Here is a 16934-nt window from a genome sequence, read left to right on the forward strand (position 1 = left end):
GTGTTTACAATAAACCTTCAGCCCGCAGGCTGAATTCCATAAAACCAACCAAGAGCCATTCCCACAGTGACTGACTCACTTTCCAGCGTGCCGCTGTTTCCGCTCAATTCCATTATCCTGCCCAAGGGGCGTATTCCCCTGCAGCTGTTCGAGCCCCGCTACATAGATATGCTGACCCGCTGCCTGAAAGAGCAGCAGGGCTTTGTGGTAGTGCTTTTACAGGATGGCGACGAGGTTGGCCGCAAGGCCCTGTTCCACGATCAGGGCACCTATGTGCGGATTATCGACTTTCAGCAGCTGGAGAACGGCTTGCTGGGTATCACCGTTGAAGGCGACACCAAGGTGCGGGTAGTCCGCAACTGGCAGCAGGAAGACGGTTTGCACATGGGGGACGCCGAGCCGTTGGAGCCGGAGCAGCAGGTTGATATTCCGGACCGGCACTATGAATTGCCGGCGGTTCTGCAGGCCCTGTTCCGGCATCCGGTGGTGAAGGATCTGGGCATGGATGTCGATTTCGAAGATGCCCGTGAGGTGGGCTGGCGGCTTACCGAGCTGTTGCCCCTGGACAAGTCCGAGAAGCAGCAGCTGGCGGAGTGCCAGGATCCGGTCGAACGCCTGGACCGATTGCAAGCCCTGCTGGACATCCTTGAACAAGGCTCCTGAAGCCGGTCAGGGCGCCACAGGCTGCGGCGAGTAGGCCAGAACGGCACCGTCCCAATGGCTGGCCATGTAAACGGCGGTGAATGCCAACCACAGGCCCAGCGCTGCCCAGGTGAACGGATCCGGGCTCAGCGGCACGCGATCAAATCGGCTGTAGCTGGCGCGGATAACCCCGGTGATGGCCAACCCCAGGAACAACCCTCCCAGAACATCGGTAAACCAGTGTACCCCCAGATACAGCCGGCTCAGGGCTACCGGCAGCAATGGCAGTGACAGCAGCACGTAGCTTTGCCAGCGTTGCCGTTGCCGGCTTTCCGCCGCAATGAAGCTGGCGCACAGGGTTACCAGCACCGTGGCCCCGGCAGTGTGGCCGCTGGGAAAGGCCCCTGAAGATGGCGGGAGCATCACTGTATCGGGCCGTGGTATGCCGAAGCCGGCTTTCAGTAACCAGATGCTCCCGCTGGCCAAAATGGCGGCTGCGGCCACGTGGATAGCGGCGGCATAGTAGCCGCGAAATACCAGCACCAGAAACCCGAGCACGGCGGCGACAATGAGTACCGGTGGGTCTCCGGCCAGGGTAAAGGCAACCATCGGCAAATCCAGCAGCGGCTGGCGCAGCAGGGCAAACCAGGCCAGCACCTGTTGGTTCAGTTCATACAGTTTGCTGCTGACCGTCACCACCTGTGCCAGGATCAGGAACAGCGCCAGGGCTGTAACGGACATCATCAGGGACGGCAGCGGGAATTCGCCACGGCGGGCCGGCCGCTCGCTGGTGTACAGCCGCCAGAACCGGTGGGTTGCATCGTAGCGGGCCATGGTGGTTTCCAGCCACCGGTACGGGCGGCTGCCTTCTCCCAGGCCCAGTCGCATTTGCAGCAGGGTCAGGTAAACCACCAGCAGTACCCCAAAGCTGACTCCGAGCACCAGGTAGAAGTGAGGTGGCGGCTTGATTTCGCTGGCCAGTGCCGTGCCTACGGTGAACCCGGGCAGGATATACACCAGTGCCCACCCCACGGCTGACAGCAGGTTAAAGGTAATGAAGGTGCGCCAGGGCATGTGCAGTGCGCCTGCCACCATGGGAATGATAGGGCGTATCGGGCCCACGAATCGCCCGATGATGACGCTCTTGCCGCCATGGGCCCGGAAGAAGGTTTCTCCCTTGGCAATCAGGCCGGGGTAACGGCTCAAAGGCCACACGGCGTCGAGTCGTCCTTTGAGTAGCCGGCCGATGGAGAAGCTCAGGACATCGCCGGCCACGGCGCCCAGGCCGGCCCAGATCAGGGCTTCGGACAGGGGAATGCCGGTTTTTCCGGCCAGGGCGGCAAAGGCAAACAACATAGCCACGCCAGGCACGATGATGCCGGCGATAGCCAGGGATTCAATCAGCGCCGTGGCAAACAGGGCGAACACCAGCCAGCCCGGGTTTCCAGCTACCCAGGTGGTCAGCTCAGTGAACCAGCTCCCGGTCATGCCCGGACCGGCTCTCCCGGGGTGAACCATGCGGAATCAGCCCCGTGTTTCCTGGCTTCCAGCATGGCATTGGTTGCCCGCTGGCGAAGCAGCTCGGTGCTGGTATCGCCATTGCCCCGTGTAGTACAGCCAAGGCTTACGGAAACCTTGCCGGTTTCCGGCCAGTCCCGTTCGGCGATGGTGCGGCGGATGCGTTCGGCAATGACCCGCAGGCCTTCTTCCGGGGTGAATGGCAGGATCAGGAAAAACTCGGAATCCTGCAGGCTGTACAGGGAGTCTCCCGCCCGGATGGTTTCGAACAGTTGCCGGGTAATCTGGTTGAGCAGGCGGTTCAGGCCGCGCTTACCGTGCAGGTCGCGGACCTGGTCGTGGTGGTCCAGGCTCAGGCTGATGACCGACAGCGGGTGGCCGGTGGCAATGGCCCGGCTGATTTCCTTTTGCAGGGTTTCATCCAGGAAGCGGGCATTGTGGGCGCCGGTGATCGGGTCGGTAATGGCCAGGTCCTGGGCGGACTGGGTCATGTGGTCGTAGTGCCAGACATAAAGCGCGGTGACGGCGGCCAGCAACAGCAGCCCCGCACTGGTGATAACGGCATCGGTTACAGGGTTGCCGAGCCAGGTCACGGCAATCACCGGTAGCAGTAGCAGGGCGCACAGCGCCAGCCCCTGCCGAAGGGGCAGGATTAGCAGGTTGAGCACCAGCAGGGGCATGGCCCAGTGGCTGATGCCGGGCGCGTTCATGGTCAGAACGGCCGCCACCAGGCCACTGTTCAGGCCGGCCAGGATGATCAGGTGGCCCGGTGCCGAAAGCTGGTGGCGACGGCAGAAGTAGGTATACACCAGCCCGGTCAGCAGCAGGGCGGTCATTGCCAGGGCCAGGTAAAACAGCTGGTAGAAGCCGTAGCGCAGGTTCTGCAGCGCCAGGACAGAAATAACCAGGGCCGTCAGGCTGTAGGCGGCGCTGTGGCTCCAGGTGCGCAGGCGGGTTTCGGTCATTGAGCGCTGGCCTCCGGGTCCTGCTTGCCCGGAAGGTCGGACGGCAGAGGGTTGCTGAAGGTCTGGGTGCGATTGCCACCCTGTTGCTGGGCCCGGCGCAGGGCGTTGGCCACGCTTTGCTGCAGGCTGTCGGCATCATCGCCAATGTTCAGGCCGGCGACGCCGGTGCTGACGGTGAGTTTCAGGCCGTGAGACTCCATCAATTTATCAAGTCCCTGGCGGATGAGGTCTGCCTTCTTTGCGGTTTCGGCGGTATTGGCGCCCGGCAGAATCGCCAGGAATTGCAGGTCTGCCACCCGGTAGTAGGTATCGAAGTCCCGTAACTGGGAATGCAGGTAACGGCCGATTCTGGGCAGGATGGCGCGGATGTCTTCGTCCGGGTCGCTGTCACTCAGATGGGTGTCGAGGCCGATCATCATCACCGACAGGTTGGTGCCCTCCCGTTCGCTGCGCTGGATTTCCTTGTGCAGGTCCGTCGACAGGTACTCCCGGCTGGCGGCCTGGGTGAGCTCGTCGGTGCGGCGCAGTGGCGCCAGCTGGCGGGACTTGTATTCCCGCAGGAACACCAGGATGCCGGCCAACAGCGTGGTCAGTACAAACGCGCTGACCATCTGGTGGCGGTCTGGCAGGTTGACCAGCCATTGGGCGCTGGACAGTACGAGGACCAGCAGAACCAGGGTCACCGGTGCCGCCAGGTAAACCGGCAGCAGGGCGAAGGTGGCCAGCGGCAGGGCATAGAGCCAGTGGCTTAGCGACCACGGCCCCAGCCACAGGGCGGCAATAAGCGCCAGGGCCAGGGCGCCGAGGAAAAAATACCTCAGTTGTGGCCATGGCAGTTTGCCCTGTTGATTGTTCAGGGGGCTGCCTGCCAGGCACAACCCCGCCGCAGCCGCCGCAGAAGCCGCCGCAAGGGGTTCGCCAAGCAGCACACTCAGGGCGCTGGTTAGCGCCAGGGCGGCACAACCGGCTTTGGTGAGGGTGCTGGGCAGGAATTTTTCGGCCGACTGGGGCATGGAACCTCTGTCCTTCGCTGGCACATCCATTGAATATTGAAAGCAGTGCAGCGGTATAATAGTCGTTTGGGGTGCGGACTTGAAACGGGAAAGGTAAAGTAACCGCCCGGTTTTGGAATCAGCTAGCAGAATAAAAGGTATATCGATGGATGTTGCAGCCTACATGGCGGAGCTTGGCCAACAGGCCAGGGTCGCCTCAAGAGAAGTCGCCCGTTCGGCAACCGCCGTGCGCAACCAGGCCCTGCTGGCAACAGCGGAAACACTGGATGCGGCGCGCCAGGCACTGGCAGAGGCTAACCGCAAGGACCTGGAAAACGGCCGGGCCAATGGCCTGGACGAGGCCATGCTGGACCGCCTTGAGCTGACGCCGGCCCGTATCGACACCATGATTGAAGGCCTGCGCCAGGTGGCAACCCTGCCGGACCCGGTGGGCGAAATCACCGATATGACCTATCGCCCCTCCGGTATCCAGGTGGGCAAGATGCGCGTTCCGCTGGGCGTTATCGGCATCATCTACGAATCCCGGCCGAATGTGACGGTCGAGGCGGCCAGCCTTTGCCTGAAGTCCGGCAATGCCACCATTCTGCGTGGTGGCTCCGAGGCCATCCATTCCAACCAGGCGATTGCCGAATGCCTGGCCACCGGCCTGGCGGCCGCCGGGCTGCCGGAAACCGCAGTGCAGGTGGTGAAAACCACCGACCGCGCCGCGGTGGGCGAGCTGATCACCATGCCCCAGTACGTGGATGTGATTGTGCCCCGGGGTGGTAAAGGCCTGATCGAACGCATCAGCCGCGATGCGCGGGTGCCGGTGATCAAGCACCTGGACGGCGTGTGCCACGTGTACATCGACAGCCATGCCGACCCTGAAAAGGCCTTGAAGGTTGCGGTCAACGCCAAGACCCACCGTTACGGCACCTGCAACACCATGGAAACCCTGTTGGTGGACCAGGAAGTGGCAGACGATATGCTGCCCCTGCTGGCCGCCGAATTTGCCGCCAAGGGTGTGGAGTTGCGGGGCTGTGACCGTACCTGCGCGATTGTTGAAGGTATCAGTGCCGCCACCGAGGACGACTGGCACGAAGAGTACCTGGCGCCGATTCTTGCGGTGCGTGTGGTCGACGGCCTGGATGGCGCCATCGAGCACATCAACCGGTACAGCTCCCAGCATACCGACAGCATCATCACCGAGAACTACACCCGGGCCCGCCGGTTCCTGACCGAGGTGGATTCCAGTTCGGTGATGGTCAACGCCTCCACCCGCTTTGCGGACGGTTTCGAATATGGCCTGGGGGCTGAAATCGGCATTTCCACCGACAAGATCCACGCCCGTGGCCCGGTTGGCCTGGAAGGCCTGACTTCCCAGAAATATGTGGTATTCGGCGACGGCCACATCCGGGCCTGATGCCATGCATGTAATCTACGGTGGCACCTTTGACCCCATCCATCACGGACACCTCCGGCTGGCGCTGGAGGTATCCGACGCCCTGGCGGTGGATCGGGTTCACCTGGTGCCCTGTCATATTCCTCCCCATCGGGGCGACACGGGAGCAACCTCTGCCCAGCGGCTCGAGCTGATCCGCCTGGCCATCGCCGGCGAAGAACGCCTGCGGGTGGATGACCGTGAACTTCAGCGGGCCGGTGCCTCTTACACCGCAGACACTTTGCGCCAGCTCCGGCAGGAACTGGGTGCGGAGGCGCCCCTGGTCATGGTCGTGGGTACTGATTCCTTTGCCGGCTTTGACCGCTGGCAGGACTGGCAGCAGATTCCCGAACTGGCGCACATTGTGGTGGTACGCAGGCCCGGCGCTGAGCTGCCTGAAAACAGTGGTGCGGCACACTTGCTTGCGGGCCGGCGCGCTGCCGGTGCGGCCAGTTTGCGGGAGAGCCCGGCTGGCCGGGTACTGGAGCTGGATCCGCCGCTGCTGGACATCTCGGCAACCGGCATTCGGGAGCGCATTGCAACCGGCCGTTCTCCCCGATACCTGATGCCCGATGCCGTGTGGCAGAGAGTGCAGGCACTGGGCCTTTATGGTTCCGGCAGCGCCAACGGTTTTTAGGAGTTATCCACAGCCGGCTTTGATGCTACAATCGCGGCTGAATATCACTTATCGGGTGGCCACTCCGGCCAGAGCCCGGAAAACAGGGTAATTATGCAGGCAGAACAACTGAAAGATCTGGTCGTAAACGCTCTTGAAGAGGTCAAGGCACAGGATATCAGCGTGATTGATGTCCGTGATCGCACCAGCGTGACCGACTTTATGGTTCTCGCATCGGGTACTTCCAACCGTCACATCAAATCCCTTGCCGATTCCGTGGTTATCGAAGCCAAGGAACAGGGTGTGCGCGCCAACAATGTTGAGGGCGGCGCCGGTAGTGACTGGATTCTGGTAGATCTGGGCGATGTAGTGGTTCACGTGATGATGCCTGCTACCCGCGAATTCTACGATCTGGAGCGCTTCTGGCGTGATGCTCCGGACCTTGGTGCAGCGGGCAGCGAGTAACCATGCGCCTGCGTCTGATCTGTGTCGGGCAGAAAATGCCCGACTGGGTCAGTGCGGGGTACAACGACTACGCCCGCCGGATGCCTCCGGAGTTGCCCCTCGAACTGACTGAAATCCCCATGGCCCATCGCGGCAAGAATCCGGATATTCCCCGGTTGATGCAGCGTGAAAGCGACGCCATCCTGTCGGCAGTGGGTCAGCGTGACCGCGTGATTGCACTGGAAGTGGGTGGCCGTCCCTGGTCCACCGAGAAACTGGCGAGTCAGCTGGAAAACTGGCAGCAGGATGGTCAGGATGTCTGCTTTCTGGTGGGCGGCCCCGATGGCCTGGCTGACGCCTGTCGCAACCGTGCCGACCAGCAATGGTCACTTTCCCCCCTTACCCTGCCGCACCCGCTGGTGCGTATCGTCCTGGCCGAACAACTGTACCGGGCCTGGTCCATCACCCGTAACCATCCTTACCACCGGGCATAGGGCTGCCAATGGCCTGGGGCGAATTCAAGGACACCGTAGCAGAGCGCCGACTGTTCCAGCGCCGGGCAATGGTTATGCTGGTGCTGGTTATGCTTGCGCTGGGTGGTTTGCTGGCGCGGATGTACCAGTTACAGATCGTCGAGCATGAAATCTATACCACGCTGTCTGACAAGAACCGGGTGCAGGTGCAGTCAGTGCCGCCTCCGAGAGGGCTGGTTTACGACCGTAATAACCTGCTGCTGGCGGAAAACCGGCCGGTGTTCAGCCTGACCCTGGTACCCGAGCGGGTGGGCAGCATGGATGAAACCCTGGCCCGGCTGACGGAAATCCTGAGTATTTCCGATGAAGACATTGAACGCTTCCAGCGCCGGCTGAATGAACCGCGCCGCCCGTTCCAGGAAATTCCCCTGAGTTACGACCTGAACGAAGAGGAAATCGCCCGGATGGCGGTACACCGGCACCGGTTCCCCGGCGTCGAGGTCAAGGCCGAACTGGTTCGCTATTACCCGCACAGTGAGTTGACCGCCCATGCCCTGGGCTATGTCGGCCGTATCAACCGGAATGAACTGCAGCGCATTGATCCGGTGAATTACGCCGGCACCAACTACATCGGCAAATCCGGTGTGGAGCGATTCTACGAAAAAGTGTTGCACGGCAAGGTGGGGTACCAGCACGTAGAAACCAATGCCCGGGGGCGGATACTCCGGGTACTGGAGCGGGAAAACCCGGTACCCGGGGAAGACCTGCAGCTGCACCTGGATTTGCGCCTGCAACGCAAGGCCCACGAATTGCTGGAAGGCCGGCGTGGCGCCATCATTGCGATCGAGCCCGCCACCGGCGGCATCCTGGCCCTGGCCAGCGTGCCCGGCTTCGATGCCAACAAGTTTGTGACCGGTATCAGTGTCAAAGACTACCGGGATTTGAGTGAAAGCATCGACAAGCCCCTGTTCAACCGGGCTCTGCGTGGCCAGTATCCTCCCGGCTCCACCATCAAGCCCATGATGGCCGTGGCAGCCCTGGACAGTGGCGTAACCACCCGCGAGCGAACCATCTGGGACCCGGGCTATTTCCAGCTCAAGGAAAGCGGTCGACGCTACCGGGACTGGAAGCGAACCGGGCATGGCTGGGTAGACCTGATGGATTCCGTGGCGGAGTCCTGCGATGTGTATTTTTATCAGATCGGCGTCGAAATGGGTGTCGACGTGATGTACGACTATCTGTCCCGCTTCGGGTTTGGTGAAGACGCCACCCTGGACGTCGCCGGTGCTCTTAATGGGCTGCTGCCGTCCCGGGACTGGAAGCGGGCTGTCCGCAGTGAACCCTGGTATCCGGGGGATTCCGTCAATATGAGTATCGGCCAGGGCTTCTTCCTGGCCACGCCCCTGCAACTGGCGACCGCCACGGCCCTGATTGCCAACCGGGGTGAGTGGGTAGAACCACGCCTGCTGAAAGATATCCGTGGTGACCGCCCGGTGGAAGAGTTCCTGCCGGCATCCACCCATAAGCCCCTGGATCTCAAGAATCCTGACGATTGGGAATACGTGGTGGATACCATGGAAGAAGTTATGCACGGTACCAAGGGTACGGCTCGCGGTGCCGCAGCGGGTGCGAGTTATCGTATGGCGGGTAAAACCGGTACCGCCCAGGTGTTCAGCCTGGGTGAAGATGAAGAATACGATGCCGAGGAGATCCGCGAGCGCCTGCGGGATCACGCGCTGTTTGTCGGCTTTGCCCCCACAGACGATCCGAAAATCGCCGTTGCCATCATTGTCGAGAATGGCGGTGGCGGCAGCAGTGTCGCGGCACCGGTTGCCCGCGGGCTGTTTGATGCGTGGCTGGAGGAATTCCCTGCGGCAGAGGCGGCCCAGGTGGTGGGCCAGGCTGAAACCGGAGGTGAGGGCTGATGGCACTCGGAAAGCTGTTGAACAGCCAGGAATCGGGCGCTCTGGGCCGGCCCAGAAGCATCTGGTCAACGTTACACCTGGACCCCATCTTGCTGGCTCTATTGTTGCTGCTTGTCGGTGGTGGACTGTTTGTATTGTACAGCGGCGCAGACCGGAACTTTGCCGTGGTTAAGGGCCAGATGATCCGGTTGGGCGTGGCCTTTGTAGTGATGTTTGTGTTTGCCCAGCTGGACCCTGCAATATTCCGGCGCTGGGCTCCCTGGCTGTACCTGGCTGGCCTGGCCGGGTTGGTGGCGGTGTTGCTGGTGGGTGTTGGTGCCAAGGGTGCCCAGCGCTGGCTGGCGCTACCCGGGCTGCCCCGTTTCCAGCCTTCGGAGCTGATGAAACTGGTGGTGCCGATGATGGCGGCCTGGTATTTGTCCCGCTATTACCTGCCACCCACGTTTTCGCGGATTGTGGTTGGCCTGGTGATTGTTCTGTTGCCCATGTTCCTGATCATCCAGCAGCCTGACCTGGGTACTTCGCTGCTGGTGGGTATGGCAGGTATCTTCGTGGTGTTCTTTGCCGGCATCAGCTGGAAGCTCATTACGGCCTTTTTCGGCATGGTGGCGGTTTCCGCGCCGCTGATGTGGTTCTACGTGATGCGGGACTATCAGAAGCAACGGGTGCTGACCCTGCTTGACCCGCAAAGTGATCCCCTGGGCGCTGGCTGGAACATTATCCAGTCGAAAACCGCCATTGGCTCCGGTGGTATGGATGGCAAGGGCTGGCTCCAGGGCACCCAGTCGCACCTGGAATTCCTCCCGGAAAGCCATACCGACTTTATTGTGGCGGTGCTTGCCGAGGAATTCGGCTTTGTCGGCATGATGCTGCTGATGGCGGTGTATTTCCTGATTATCCTGCGGTGTCTCTATATTTCCGTAACCGCCCAGGATTCCTTCAGCCGTTTGCTGGCGGGAGCCCTGACCATGACCTTCTTCATCTACATCTTTGTGAACGTGGGAATGGTCAGCGGGCTGCTGCCAGTGGTTGGAGTTCCGCTGCCGCTGATCAGTTACGGGGGCACGTCCGGGGTGACCCTGATGGCGGCCTTCGGGGTGCTGATGTCGATTCACACTCACCGCCGGATGATCTCGGCGTAGCCTGGCTGGCAATAATGGCCGGCCGGTAATGGTGAATCACGCCTGGAACCCGTTACAATGTTGCCGGTCAGTAATGACTGACCAACCGAGACAATACAGGGGTAGGCGCTGATATGCTGCAGGTTCCGAAACATTGGCTGCCGGGGTTGATCACACTGGTTCTGGTGTCTGGCTGTGCCAGCACTCCGGCTCCGGAAACCGATCATTCCTCGCGCTATACCATAAAGCAGGATCGTGGCCCCTCCGGTGACTACGACATCAGCGGCCTGACCGACGCGGTGCCCCGGTATGAGGAGCCTCGCCGGGCCGGTAACAAATCCCCGTACACCGTGTGGGGCAAGAGTTACCGGGTGATCGACAGCAATGACGGTTATGTGGCCCGGGGTACAGCCAGCTGGTATGGTGAGAAATTCCACGGCCACAAAACGTCCAATGGCGAGACCTTCGACATGTACGCCATGTCGGCCGCCCACAAGTCGCTGCGCATACCGGGATATGCCCGGGTGACCAACCTGGACAATGGCCGGTCGGTGATTGTCCGGGTGAATGATCGTGGCCCGTTTCACGGCGACCGCCTGATTGATCTGTCCTATGCGGCAGCCAAGAAGCTGGATTATCACGCCCGCGGCACAGCCCGGGTGGAAGTGGCCGCTATCACGGTTCGTCCGGATGGCGCCATGTTCCTGGCGGGCGAGCCATTTGAGCCCACTGGCAAGGTCCAGGCACCGGTGCAGGTAGCCTCAGAACCTGCCTCTGCGCCGGCAGCATCGGGACAGGCGTTGTTTGTGCAGCTGGGTGCCTTCAGCAGCCGGGATCCGGCCGAAGCCCTGCTGGCCAGGGCCCGGAAAGCAACGGAGACTCCGGCACGATTGCGTGAAGTGAGCACCGGCTCGGGACGTTTCCACCGTGTACAGGTGGGCCCGTTCCCGAATGAAGACGAAGCCCGCTATGCCCGGAACCTGCTGGAATCCCGGGGTTTCGGCCAGCCCATAGTCCTGACGGATTCGCACTGAGTTGCCGCCGGCACACATAAGACCAACATCTGACGACGAATGACACAACCCATGGCTTTCAAAATGTTTACCCGAATTTTTCTACTGGCATTGGCTCTGTTTGTAACCACAGGGACGGCTTCGGCCCAGTCCCAGTCGGTCCTGATTCCTTCTCCTCCGGCCATTGCCGGCAGCTCCTGGGTTCTGATGGACCCCCTGAGCGGCCGTGTGATCATGGAGAATAACAGCAACGAGCGTTTGCCCCCGGCCAGTCTGACCAAGATGATGACGGCTTACATTGTTGAGCGCGAGCTGGACGAAGGCCGGATTTCCATGTCTGACATGGTGCCCATCAGTGTGAAAGCCTGGCGTACCGAGGGTTCCAGGACCTTCGTACAGGAAGGCACCACGGTATCCGTGGAAAACCTGCTGAAAGGCGTGATCATCCAGTCCGGTAACGATGCCTCCGTGGCCCTGGCCGAATTTATTGCCGGCAGTGAGGGGGCGTTCGTGGACATCATGAACCAGCAGGCGCAATTGCTGGGTATGACGAACACCAACTTCCAGAATGCCACCGGCTTGCCGGCCCCGGACCATTTTTCGACCGCCTACGACCTGGCCCTTCTGGCCCGGGCAATTATCCAGGACTATCCGGAAAACTATCCGCTGTATGCGGAGAAGCACTTCACCTACAACAATATCCGTCAGCCAAACCGCAACGCCCTGTTGTGGCGGGATGACAGCGTGGATGGCCTGAAGACCGGCCACACCGAAGAAGCCGGTTACTGCCTGGTGGCATCTGCCAAGCGTAACGATACCCGGCTGATTGCTTCGGTAATGGGCACCTCGAGTTCCGAAGCCCGGGCCCAGGAAGTTCAGAAAATGCTGAACTACGGTTTCCGTTACTACGAAACCGAGCGTTTGTTCCGTGCCGGCCAGGAGCTGGTGCAGGCAAAGGTCTGGGGCGGCCAGGCTGACCAGATTTCCGTGGGTATGCCGGAAGATGTGTACGTAACCATTCCCCGCGGCTCCAGAAACCAGCTGGAATCTACCGTAGACCTTGATTCTGTGATCAAGGCACCCATCAATGTGGGAGACGAGCTGGGTCGCGTTCGGGTTATCCTGGATGGCGAAACCCTGGTGGACGAACCGGTACTGGCGCTGACCGAAGTGCCGGAAGGCGGGCTGTTCAAGCGGCTTTGGGATGCCATCAAGCTCTTTTTTGTTCAACTGTTTGAGTGAGCCACAGGCACAGAGTGTGCCCTGGCCGGGAGAAAGACGGCGTGAGTGAGCCGAAAGCACCGAAAATTGAATTTCCCTGCGATTACGTGATCAAGGTGATCGGTAATGCTGCCCCGGATTTCACGGAATTCGTGGTGGAAGTGGTGGAGCAGCACGCGCCGGGCATCTGCGAGGCAGATATCTCGGTAAACGACAGCAGCAAGGGCCGGTTTTCGTCTGTGCAGCTGAAAATCGTTGCCACCGGCGAAGAGCAACTCAAGGCACTGTTTGAGGACCTCAAAGCCAGTGGCCGGGTTCACATGGTGCTGTAAATGCCAGACCTGATTGTCCGCTCGCTGGGCCAGCAGCCCTACATGGAAGCCTGGGAGGCGATGAAAACTTTCACCGCTAACCGGGACGAGTCCACGGTCGACGAACTCTGGTGCCTGGAACATCCCCGGGTGTTTACCCAGGGGCAGGCGGGCAAGGCCGAGCATATCCTGTTACCGGGTGATATCCCGGTTATCCAGGTAGACCGCGGCGGCCAGGTGACGTACCACGGCCCGGGCCAGCTGGTGATCTACCTGTTGATTGACCTGTCCCGGCGCAAACTGGGTGTCCGGGCCCTGGTGGATGTGATCGAGCAGGCTATTGTGCGCACACTGGCCCAGTCCGGTGTGGAAGCGGCACCCCGTGCCGACGCACCCGGTGTCTATGTGAACGGGGCCAAGATTGCATCGCTGGGCCTGCGGGTGCGCCGGGGCTGTTCTTTCCACGGCCTGGCCCTGAACGTGAATATGGACATGGAACCTTTCTCCCGCATCAATCCCTGTGGCTATGCCGGCATGAACATGTGTCAGGTGAAAGACTTCGAGCAGGGCGCCTCGGTATACGAGCTTGAACGCCGCCTGGTGAAAGAGCTGGTAGCCGGGCTGGGCAACCAGCAGGTGGAGCATCGCCAGGGCTGGTAAGCCGGGTCAGCGTGCAGCCGTGGCCTCGATGCACACCTGGTCCCGGCCGCCGGACTTGGCGGCATACAGGGCTTCATCGGCCCGCTGCAACAGCCGGTCAATCGATTCCGATCCTCGAATGCTGGCAACGCCGGTACTGATGGTCACCCCCATGGTTTTGCCGCTTTCGGTCTGAACGGACTGCCTGGCTACTGCGGCCCGCATCCGTTCAGCGCTGGCACTGGCTTCAGCCAGGGTCGTCTCCGGTAACAGCACCAGGAATTCCTCCCCGCCCCAACGGGCAATGGTATCCATCTTGCGACAGCCGGATGCCAGCGTGCGCGCCACCAGGATAATCAGTTCGTCGCCCACCTGGTGGCCATGCTGGTCGTTCACGGACTTGAACAGGTCAATGTCCATCAGCAATACCGAGAAAGGCCTCCCGTTGCGCAGGTAGCGCTGGTATTCGCCTTCGAGCTGGGTCAGGCCTTCGCGGCGGTTGGCCAGCCCGGTCAGGGCATCGTGCTTGGCCGCATATTCGAACTCCGCCGCCAGTTTCAGCAGCCCCAGCTTGCTGCGGCGCCGGCTCTGGTCGAGGGTATAGCAAGTGATCATTTCGAACGCGAGCACGATCACCAGGGAAATCCGGAAACTGCTGCTGTAAGTGGCGCCAAACAGCCATTCTCCGGCGGGGCTGAACAGAAACAGTACGGCCAGCCAGCCGCCAGCACAGGCAAACACGCCCACCCGGGCTTCACTGATGTAAAAGATGATGGGCGGGTAGGCAAGCAGCCAGATAATGGCAGAGCCATCTTCCACCGCGTGCACGGCAAGGTACGTGAACAGCACGGTGATCAGCGAAATGAAGCCCCGACGCTGCAGGGTTTTGTGGCGAAAGCCCAGAAACACCAGCAGGTTGAGTGCCAGCAGGCCGGAGAATACCAGCAGAACGCTGGCGTTCAGGTTGTCGCCATGCTGGCTCGAGCGCCAGGCGAAGAAGGCCAGTATGGGAACCGCGGCCGCGCTCAGCCAGTTGATCAGGGCCGGTACAGGAATTTCGCCTTTAACCCGAAACTGAGACAGCTCGGAATCGGCAGCGGATTGGGGTGTCTGCGTCATGGCATTATTGTTGTATAAGATTTCAGGGCGGCCAGTTGTGGCCGGTCTGTATATAGTAGAGATACTTAAGCGCTGTGACTGTATCGAATCGTAACCTTCAGCGGGTACTGATTATTACTGGTTAAAGTTTGTGCACATTGGCCCCGGAAACGGAAATCCGGCGACGAATCGGTTAGCTTGTATCGGGGCAGGATCCGTATAATGCATGGAAGTATCGGAAAAGCAGCAAATTCCCAGACAAAGACAGGTCGTTCATGACAGAAAGGCGCTCCGGAAAATCCGTCTCACGCATCAAGACCGGTAGTTTTGAGCGTCGGCTGTCGCTGACCAAGGCCGGTCTCTTTGCTGGAACCCGCATGGCCTCCCACATGGCTACCAACTGGTTCAGCAGCAAAGACACCCGTGAACAAAGGCACAAGGCCATGCTGTCCAGCCAGGCCCGGTTCCTGGTGGATGAGCTTGGCCGCCTGAAGGGCAGTGTGGTCAAGATCGGCCAGGTGATGGCGCTGTACGGCGAGCACTTTCTGCCGGAAGAAGTGACTGAAGCCCTGCATACCCTGGAAGACCAGACCACGTCCCTGGAGTGGCCTGCCATTGAACGGGTGCTGAAGGCGGAAATCGGTGCGGACCGGCTGGCAGAGCTGGAGGTAGACCCGGAACCCATAGGCGCTGCCTCGCTGGGGCAGGTGCACCGTGCCGTGCGCCGCAGCGATGGCCTGGAGCTGGTGCTGAAGGTTCAGTACCCCGGCGTGGCCGATGCTGTAGACAGCGACCTCAACGCCGTGGCCCAGTTATTGAAAGTGGCCAGGCTGGTGAGCTTTGGCCCCGAATTCAATGACTGGCTCGAAGAAGTCCGGCAGATGATGCACCGGGAGGTGGACTACCGGCTGGAAGCCCGCACCACGGAAAAATTCCGCCAGATGCTGGCGGACGATCCCCGGTTTATCGTGCCCCGGGTGCTGCCGGAATATTCCACCGATCACATCATCGCCTCAACCTATGAACACGGCCATTCCGTAGGCTCCCAGGAAGTGCGGGAGCTGTCCCTGGAGCGCCGGAGCGCCCTGGGCAAGGCGGCCCTTGAGCTGTTTTTCCGGGAGCTGTTTGTCTGGGGCGAAATCCAGACCGATCCCAACTTCGGCAATTACCGGATCCGTATTGCCGGTGAGGCCGGGGAGGAGCCGGATTATGATCGCATTGTGCTGCTCGATTTCGGTGCGGTGCAGAGCTATTCCCGGGAGTTTCTGGACCCGGTCATCCAGATGATCCGGGCCTCTTATGAGAGCGACCTGGAGCAGGTTATTGATGGCGGCGTGAAACTTCGGTTCATGAGCTATGACTGGCCACAGGAAGTGCTGGAGAAGTTCGGTCAGGTTTGCATGTCGGTGCTGGAGCCCCTGGCCCGGGGCCAGGGCCAGTGGCCGGACTATGCGGTAAACAGCCACGGCCAGTACCGCTGGAAACAGAGCGACCTGCCCTCCCGGGTGGCCCGGCAGGCAGCACGCTCGGCCATCAGCCGTTACTTCCGGGTACCGCCCAAGGAGTTCGTGTTTCTGAACCGGAAGCTGATTGGCGTGTACACCTTTGTGGCAGTGATGCATTCCGAGTTTAATGGTGAGCCACTGTTGCGCCGTTACCTTTACGGTGAGGATCCGACCAACCCGGACGCTTCCAGTACCACCCAGATCACAAAGGCGTAGCGCAAGCCCTTGCCGATGGCTACCAGCACTACAAAGTTGAGCCAGGGCACCCGCATAATGCCGCCCACCAGTGTGAGCGCGTCACCCCCGATCGGCAGCCAGCCGAGGAGCAAAGACCACTGCCCGTAGCGGTTGAACCGGTTGCGGGCCTTGTGCAGTTGTAGTTCGCTGACCGGAAACCAGCGTTTGTGTTTGAACCTGTCTACCTGCCGGCCAATGATGCCATTCACCACCGAGCCCAGGGTATTGCCGGCGGTGGCCCAGAACCAGATCCAGAACAGGGCGTAATCCTGGTTTACCAGGGCGCCCACCAGGATCTCCGAGTAGGCTGGCAGCAGGGTAGCGGCCGCGAAGGCGGTCAGGAAAAGGGTCAGGTAGGCCATGGCGTCTCCATGGCTGAATCGTAAAGTACTATGGCTGTAATGGTAAGTGCCAATTTCCAATCCCCGGACGAGCTGTCATCATTTGCGCAACTTTCAGGTTTTGGTTTTCCTTTATTTCCCGAGGAGGTTTTATGGAGCAGGTTACCATCTACGGTCGCATGAGCTGCCCGTTCTGCGTTGCTGCGAAGAATCTGTGCGAGTCCCGGAACATGCCCTACACATGGGTCGACATGATCGAGAAAGGGCTGAGCAAGCAGGATATTGCTGACAGGATTGGCCGCCCGGTGTATACCGTGCCGCAGATTCTGGTGGGTGACGAATACGTTGGCGGCTACGACGATTTCTCCGCCTACGTGCGCAGGCAGCCCGCCTGACGCCATTTTCCGTCTTCCAGAAACACAAAGGCCCGGC

Annotated in this window: 18 protein-coding genes; 13 read left to right on the top strand and 5 right to left on the bottom strand. The window is 60.7% G+C overall.

Annotation, left to right across the window (positions count from 1 at the left end):
* Window positions 1-66: 66 nt before the first annotated feature.
* On the top strand, window positions 67-663 hold the full coding sequence (locus Q668_RS05995; RefSeq protein ID WP_081697559.1) for an LON peptidase substrate-binding domain-containing protein: 597 nt from the start codon (window positions 67-69) through the stop codon (window positions 661-663).
* A gap of 6 nt (window positions 664-669) precedes the next feature.
* Here Q668_RS05995 and Q668_RS06000 read toward each other — a convergent pair whose 3' ends face one another.
* The 3 genes from Q668_RS06000 to Q668_RS06010 are packed head-to-tail and all read right to left on the bottom strand — an operon-like array spanning window position 670 to window position 4138.
* Window positions 670-2130 carry a bifunctional DedA family/phosphatase PAP2 family protein gene (locus Q668_RS06000; RefSeq protein ID WP_022988715.1) on the bottom strand — a complete coding sequence of 487 codons (1461 nt, stop codon included), beginning with the start codon at window positions 2128-2130 and terminating at the stop codon, window positions 670-672.
* Window positions 2127-3125: a GGDEF domain-containing protein gene (locus tag Q668_RS06005; RefSeq protein WP_022988716.1), complete on the bottom strand. Its 999-nt coding sequence runs from the start codon at window positions 3123-3125 to the stop codon at window positions 2127-2129. The genes Q668_RS06000 and Q668_RS06005 overlap by 4 nt, the downstream gene beginning before the upstream one ends.
* Window positions 3122-4138, bottom strand: a complete 1017-nt coding sequence (locus Q668_RS06010; RefSeq protein WP_022988717.1) for a GGDEF domain-containing protein — start codon at window positions 4136-4138, stop codon at window positions 3122-3124. The genes Q668_RS06005 and Q668_RS06010 overlap by 4 nt, the downstream gene beginning before the upstream one ends.
* Window positions 4139-4283: 145 nt before the next feature.
* On the opposite strand from Q668_RS06010, the gene Q668_RS06015 reads away from it, so the two are divergent.
* The 10 genes from Q668_RS06015 (at window position 4284) to lipB (ending at window position 13342) form a co-directional block, all read left to right on the top strand.
* On the top strand, window positions 4284-5540 hold the full coding sequence (locus Q668_RS06015) for a glutamate-5-semialdehyde dehydrogenase (protein WP_022988718.1): 1257 nt from the start codon (window positions 4284-4286) through the stop codon (window positions 5538-5540).
* Between the two features lie 4 nt (window positions 5541-5544).
* A complete protein-coding gene (nadD, locus tag Q668_RS06020; RefSeq protein ID WP_022988719.1) occupies window positions 5545-6195 on the top strand; it encodes a nicotinate-nucleotide adenylyltransferase in 651 nt (216 codons plus the stop codon).
* Between the two features lie 93 nt (window positions 6196-6288).
* Window positions 6289-6639 carry a ribosome silencing factor gene (rsfS, locus tag Q668_RS06025; protein WP_022988720.1) on the top strand — a complete coding sequence of 117 codons (351 nt, stop codon included), beginning with the start codon at window positions 6289-6291 and terminating at the stop codon, window positions 6637-6639.
* Window positions 6640-6641: 2 nt separating this feature from the next.
* A complete protein-coding gene (rlmH, locus tag Q668_RS06030) occupies window positions 6642-7112 on the top strand; it encodes a 23S rRNA (pseudouridine(1915)-N(3))-methyltransferase RlmH (protein ID WP_022988721.1) in 471 nt (156 codons plus the stop codon).
* Window positions 7113-7120: 8 nt separating this feature from the next.
* On the top strand, window positions 7121-9016 hold the full coding sequence (mrdA, locus tag Q668_RS06035) for a penicillin-binding protein 2 (RefSeq protein ID WP_022988722.1): 1896 nt from the start codon (window positions 7121-7123) through the stop codon (window positions 9014-9016).
* On the top strand, window positions 9016-10158 hold the full coding sequence (gene rodA, locus Q668_RS06040; RefSeq protein WP_022988723.1) for a rod shape-determining protein RodA: 1143 nt from the start codon (window positions 9016-9018) through the stop codon (window positions 10156-10158). Before mrdA ends, rodA begins: the two co-directional genes overlap by 1 nt.
* A 113-nt stretch (window positions 10159-10271) precedes the next feature.
* Window positions 10272-11171 carry a septal ring lytic transglycosylase RlpA family protein gene (locus Q668_RS06045; RefSeq protein WP_022988724.1) on the top strand — a complete coding sequence of 300 codons (900 nt, stop codon included), beginning with the start codon at window positions 10272-10274 and terminating at the stop codon, window positions 11169-11171.
* Window positions 11172-11210: 39 nt separating this feature from the next.
* A complete protein-coding gene (locus Q668_RS06050) occupies window positions 11211-12392 on the top strand; it encodes a D-alanyl-D-alanine carboxypeptidase family protein (RefSeq protein WP_036219341.1) in 1182 nt (393 codons plus the stop codon).
* A 41-nt stretch (window positions 12393-12433) separates the two neighbouring features.
* On the top strand, window positions 12434-12703 hold the full coding sequence (locus Q668_RS06055; RefSeq protein ID WP_036219349.1) for a YbeD family protein: 270 nt from the start codon (window positions 12434-12436) through the stop codon (window positions 12701-12703).
* Window positions 12704-13342 carry a lipoyl(octanoyl) transferase LipB gene (gene lipB, locus Q668_RS06060; RefSeq protein ID WP_022988727.1) on the top strand — a complete coding sequence of 213 codons (639 nt, stop codon included), beginning with the start codon at window positions 12704-12706 and terminating at the stop codon, window positions 13340-13342. It begins immediately after the preceding gene.
* Window positions 13343-13348: 6 nt separating this feature from the next.
* On the opposite strand, the gene Q668_RS06065 is transcribed toward lipB, so the two are convergent.
* Entirely contained in the window at window positions 13349-14440 is a 1092-nt protein-coding gene (locus Q668_RS06065) for a GGDEF domain-containing protein (protein ID WP_022988728.1), read from the bottom strand.
* 254 nt (window positions 14441-14694) lie between these two features.
* Between Q668_RS06065 and Q668_RS06070 the strand changes: the two genes are divergently transcribed.
* The gene (locus tag Q668_RS06070) at window positions 14695-16140 is read left to right on the top strand and encodes an ABC1 kinase family protein (RefSeq protein WP_036219342.1); all 1446 of its coding nucleotides are present in this window, start codon (window positions 14695-14697) and stop codon (window positions 16138-16140) included.
* Here Q668_RS06070 and Q668_RS06075 read toward each other — a convergent pair.
* Window positions 16080-16523, bottom strand: coding sequence for a YqaA family protein (locus Q668_RS06075; RefSeq protein ID WP_022988730.1), 444 nt, complete (start codon window positions 16521-16523; stop codon window positions 16080-16082). The genes Q668_RS06070 and Q668_RS06075 overlap by 61 nt on opposite strands.
* Before the next feature lie 131 nt (window positions 16524-16654).
* Between Q668_RS06075 and Q668_RS06080 the strand changes: the two genes are divergently transcribed.
* The gene (locus tag Q668_RS06080) at window positions 16655-16897 is read left to right on the top strand and encodes a GrxA family glutaredoxin (protein ID WP_022988731.1); all 243 of its coding nucleotides are present in this window, start codon (window positions 16655-16657) and stop codon (window positions 16895-16897) included.
* Window positions 16898-16934: the final 37 nt, after the last annotated feature.

The sequence above is a fragment of the Marinobacter sp. ES-1 genome, assembly GCF_000475255.1.
GTDB classification, from domain to species: Bacteria; Pseudomonadota; Gammaproteobacteria; order Pseudomonadales; family Oleiphilaceae; genus Marinobacter; species Marinobacter vinifirmus.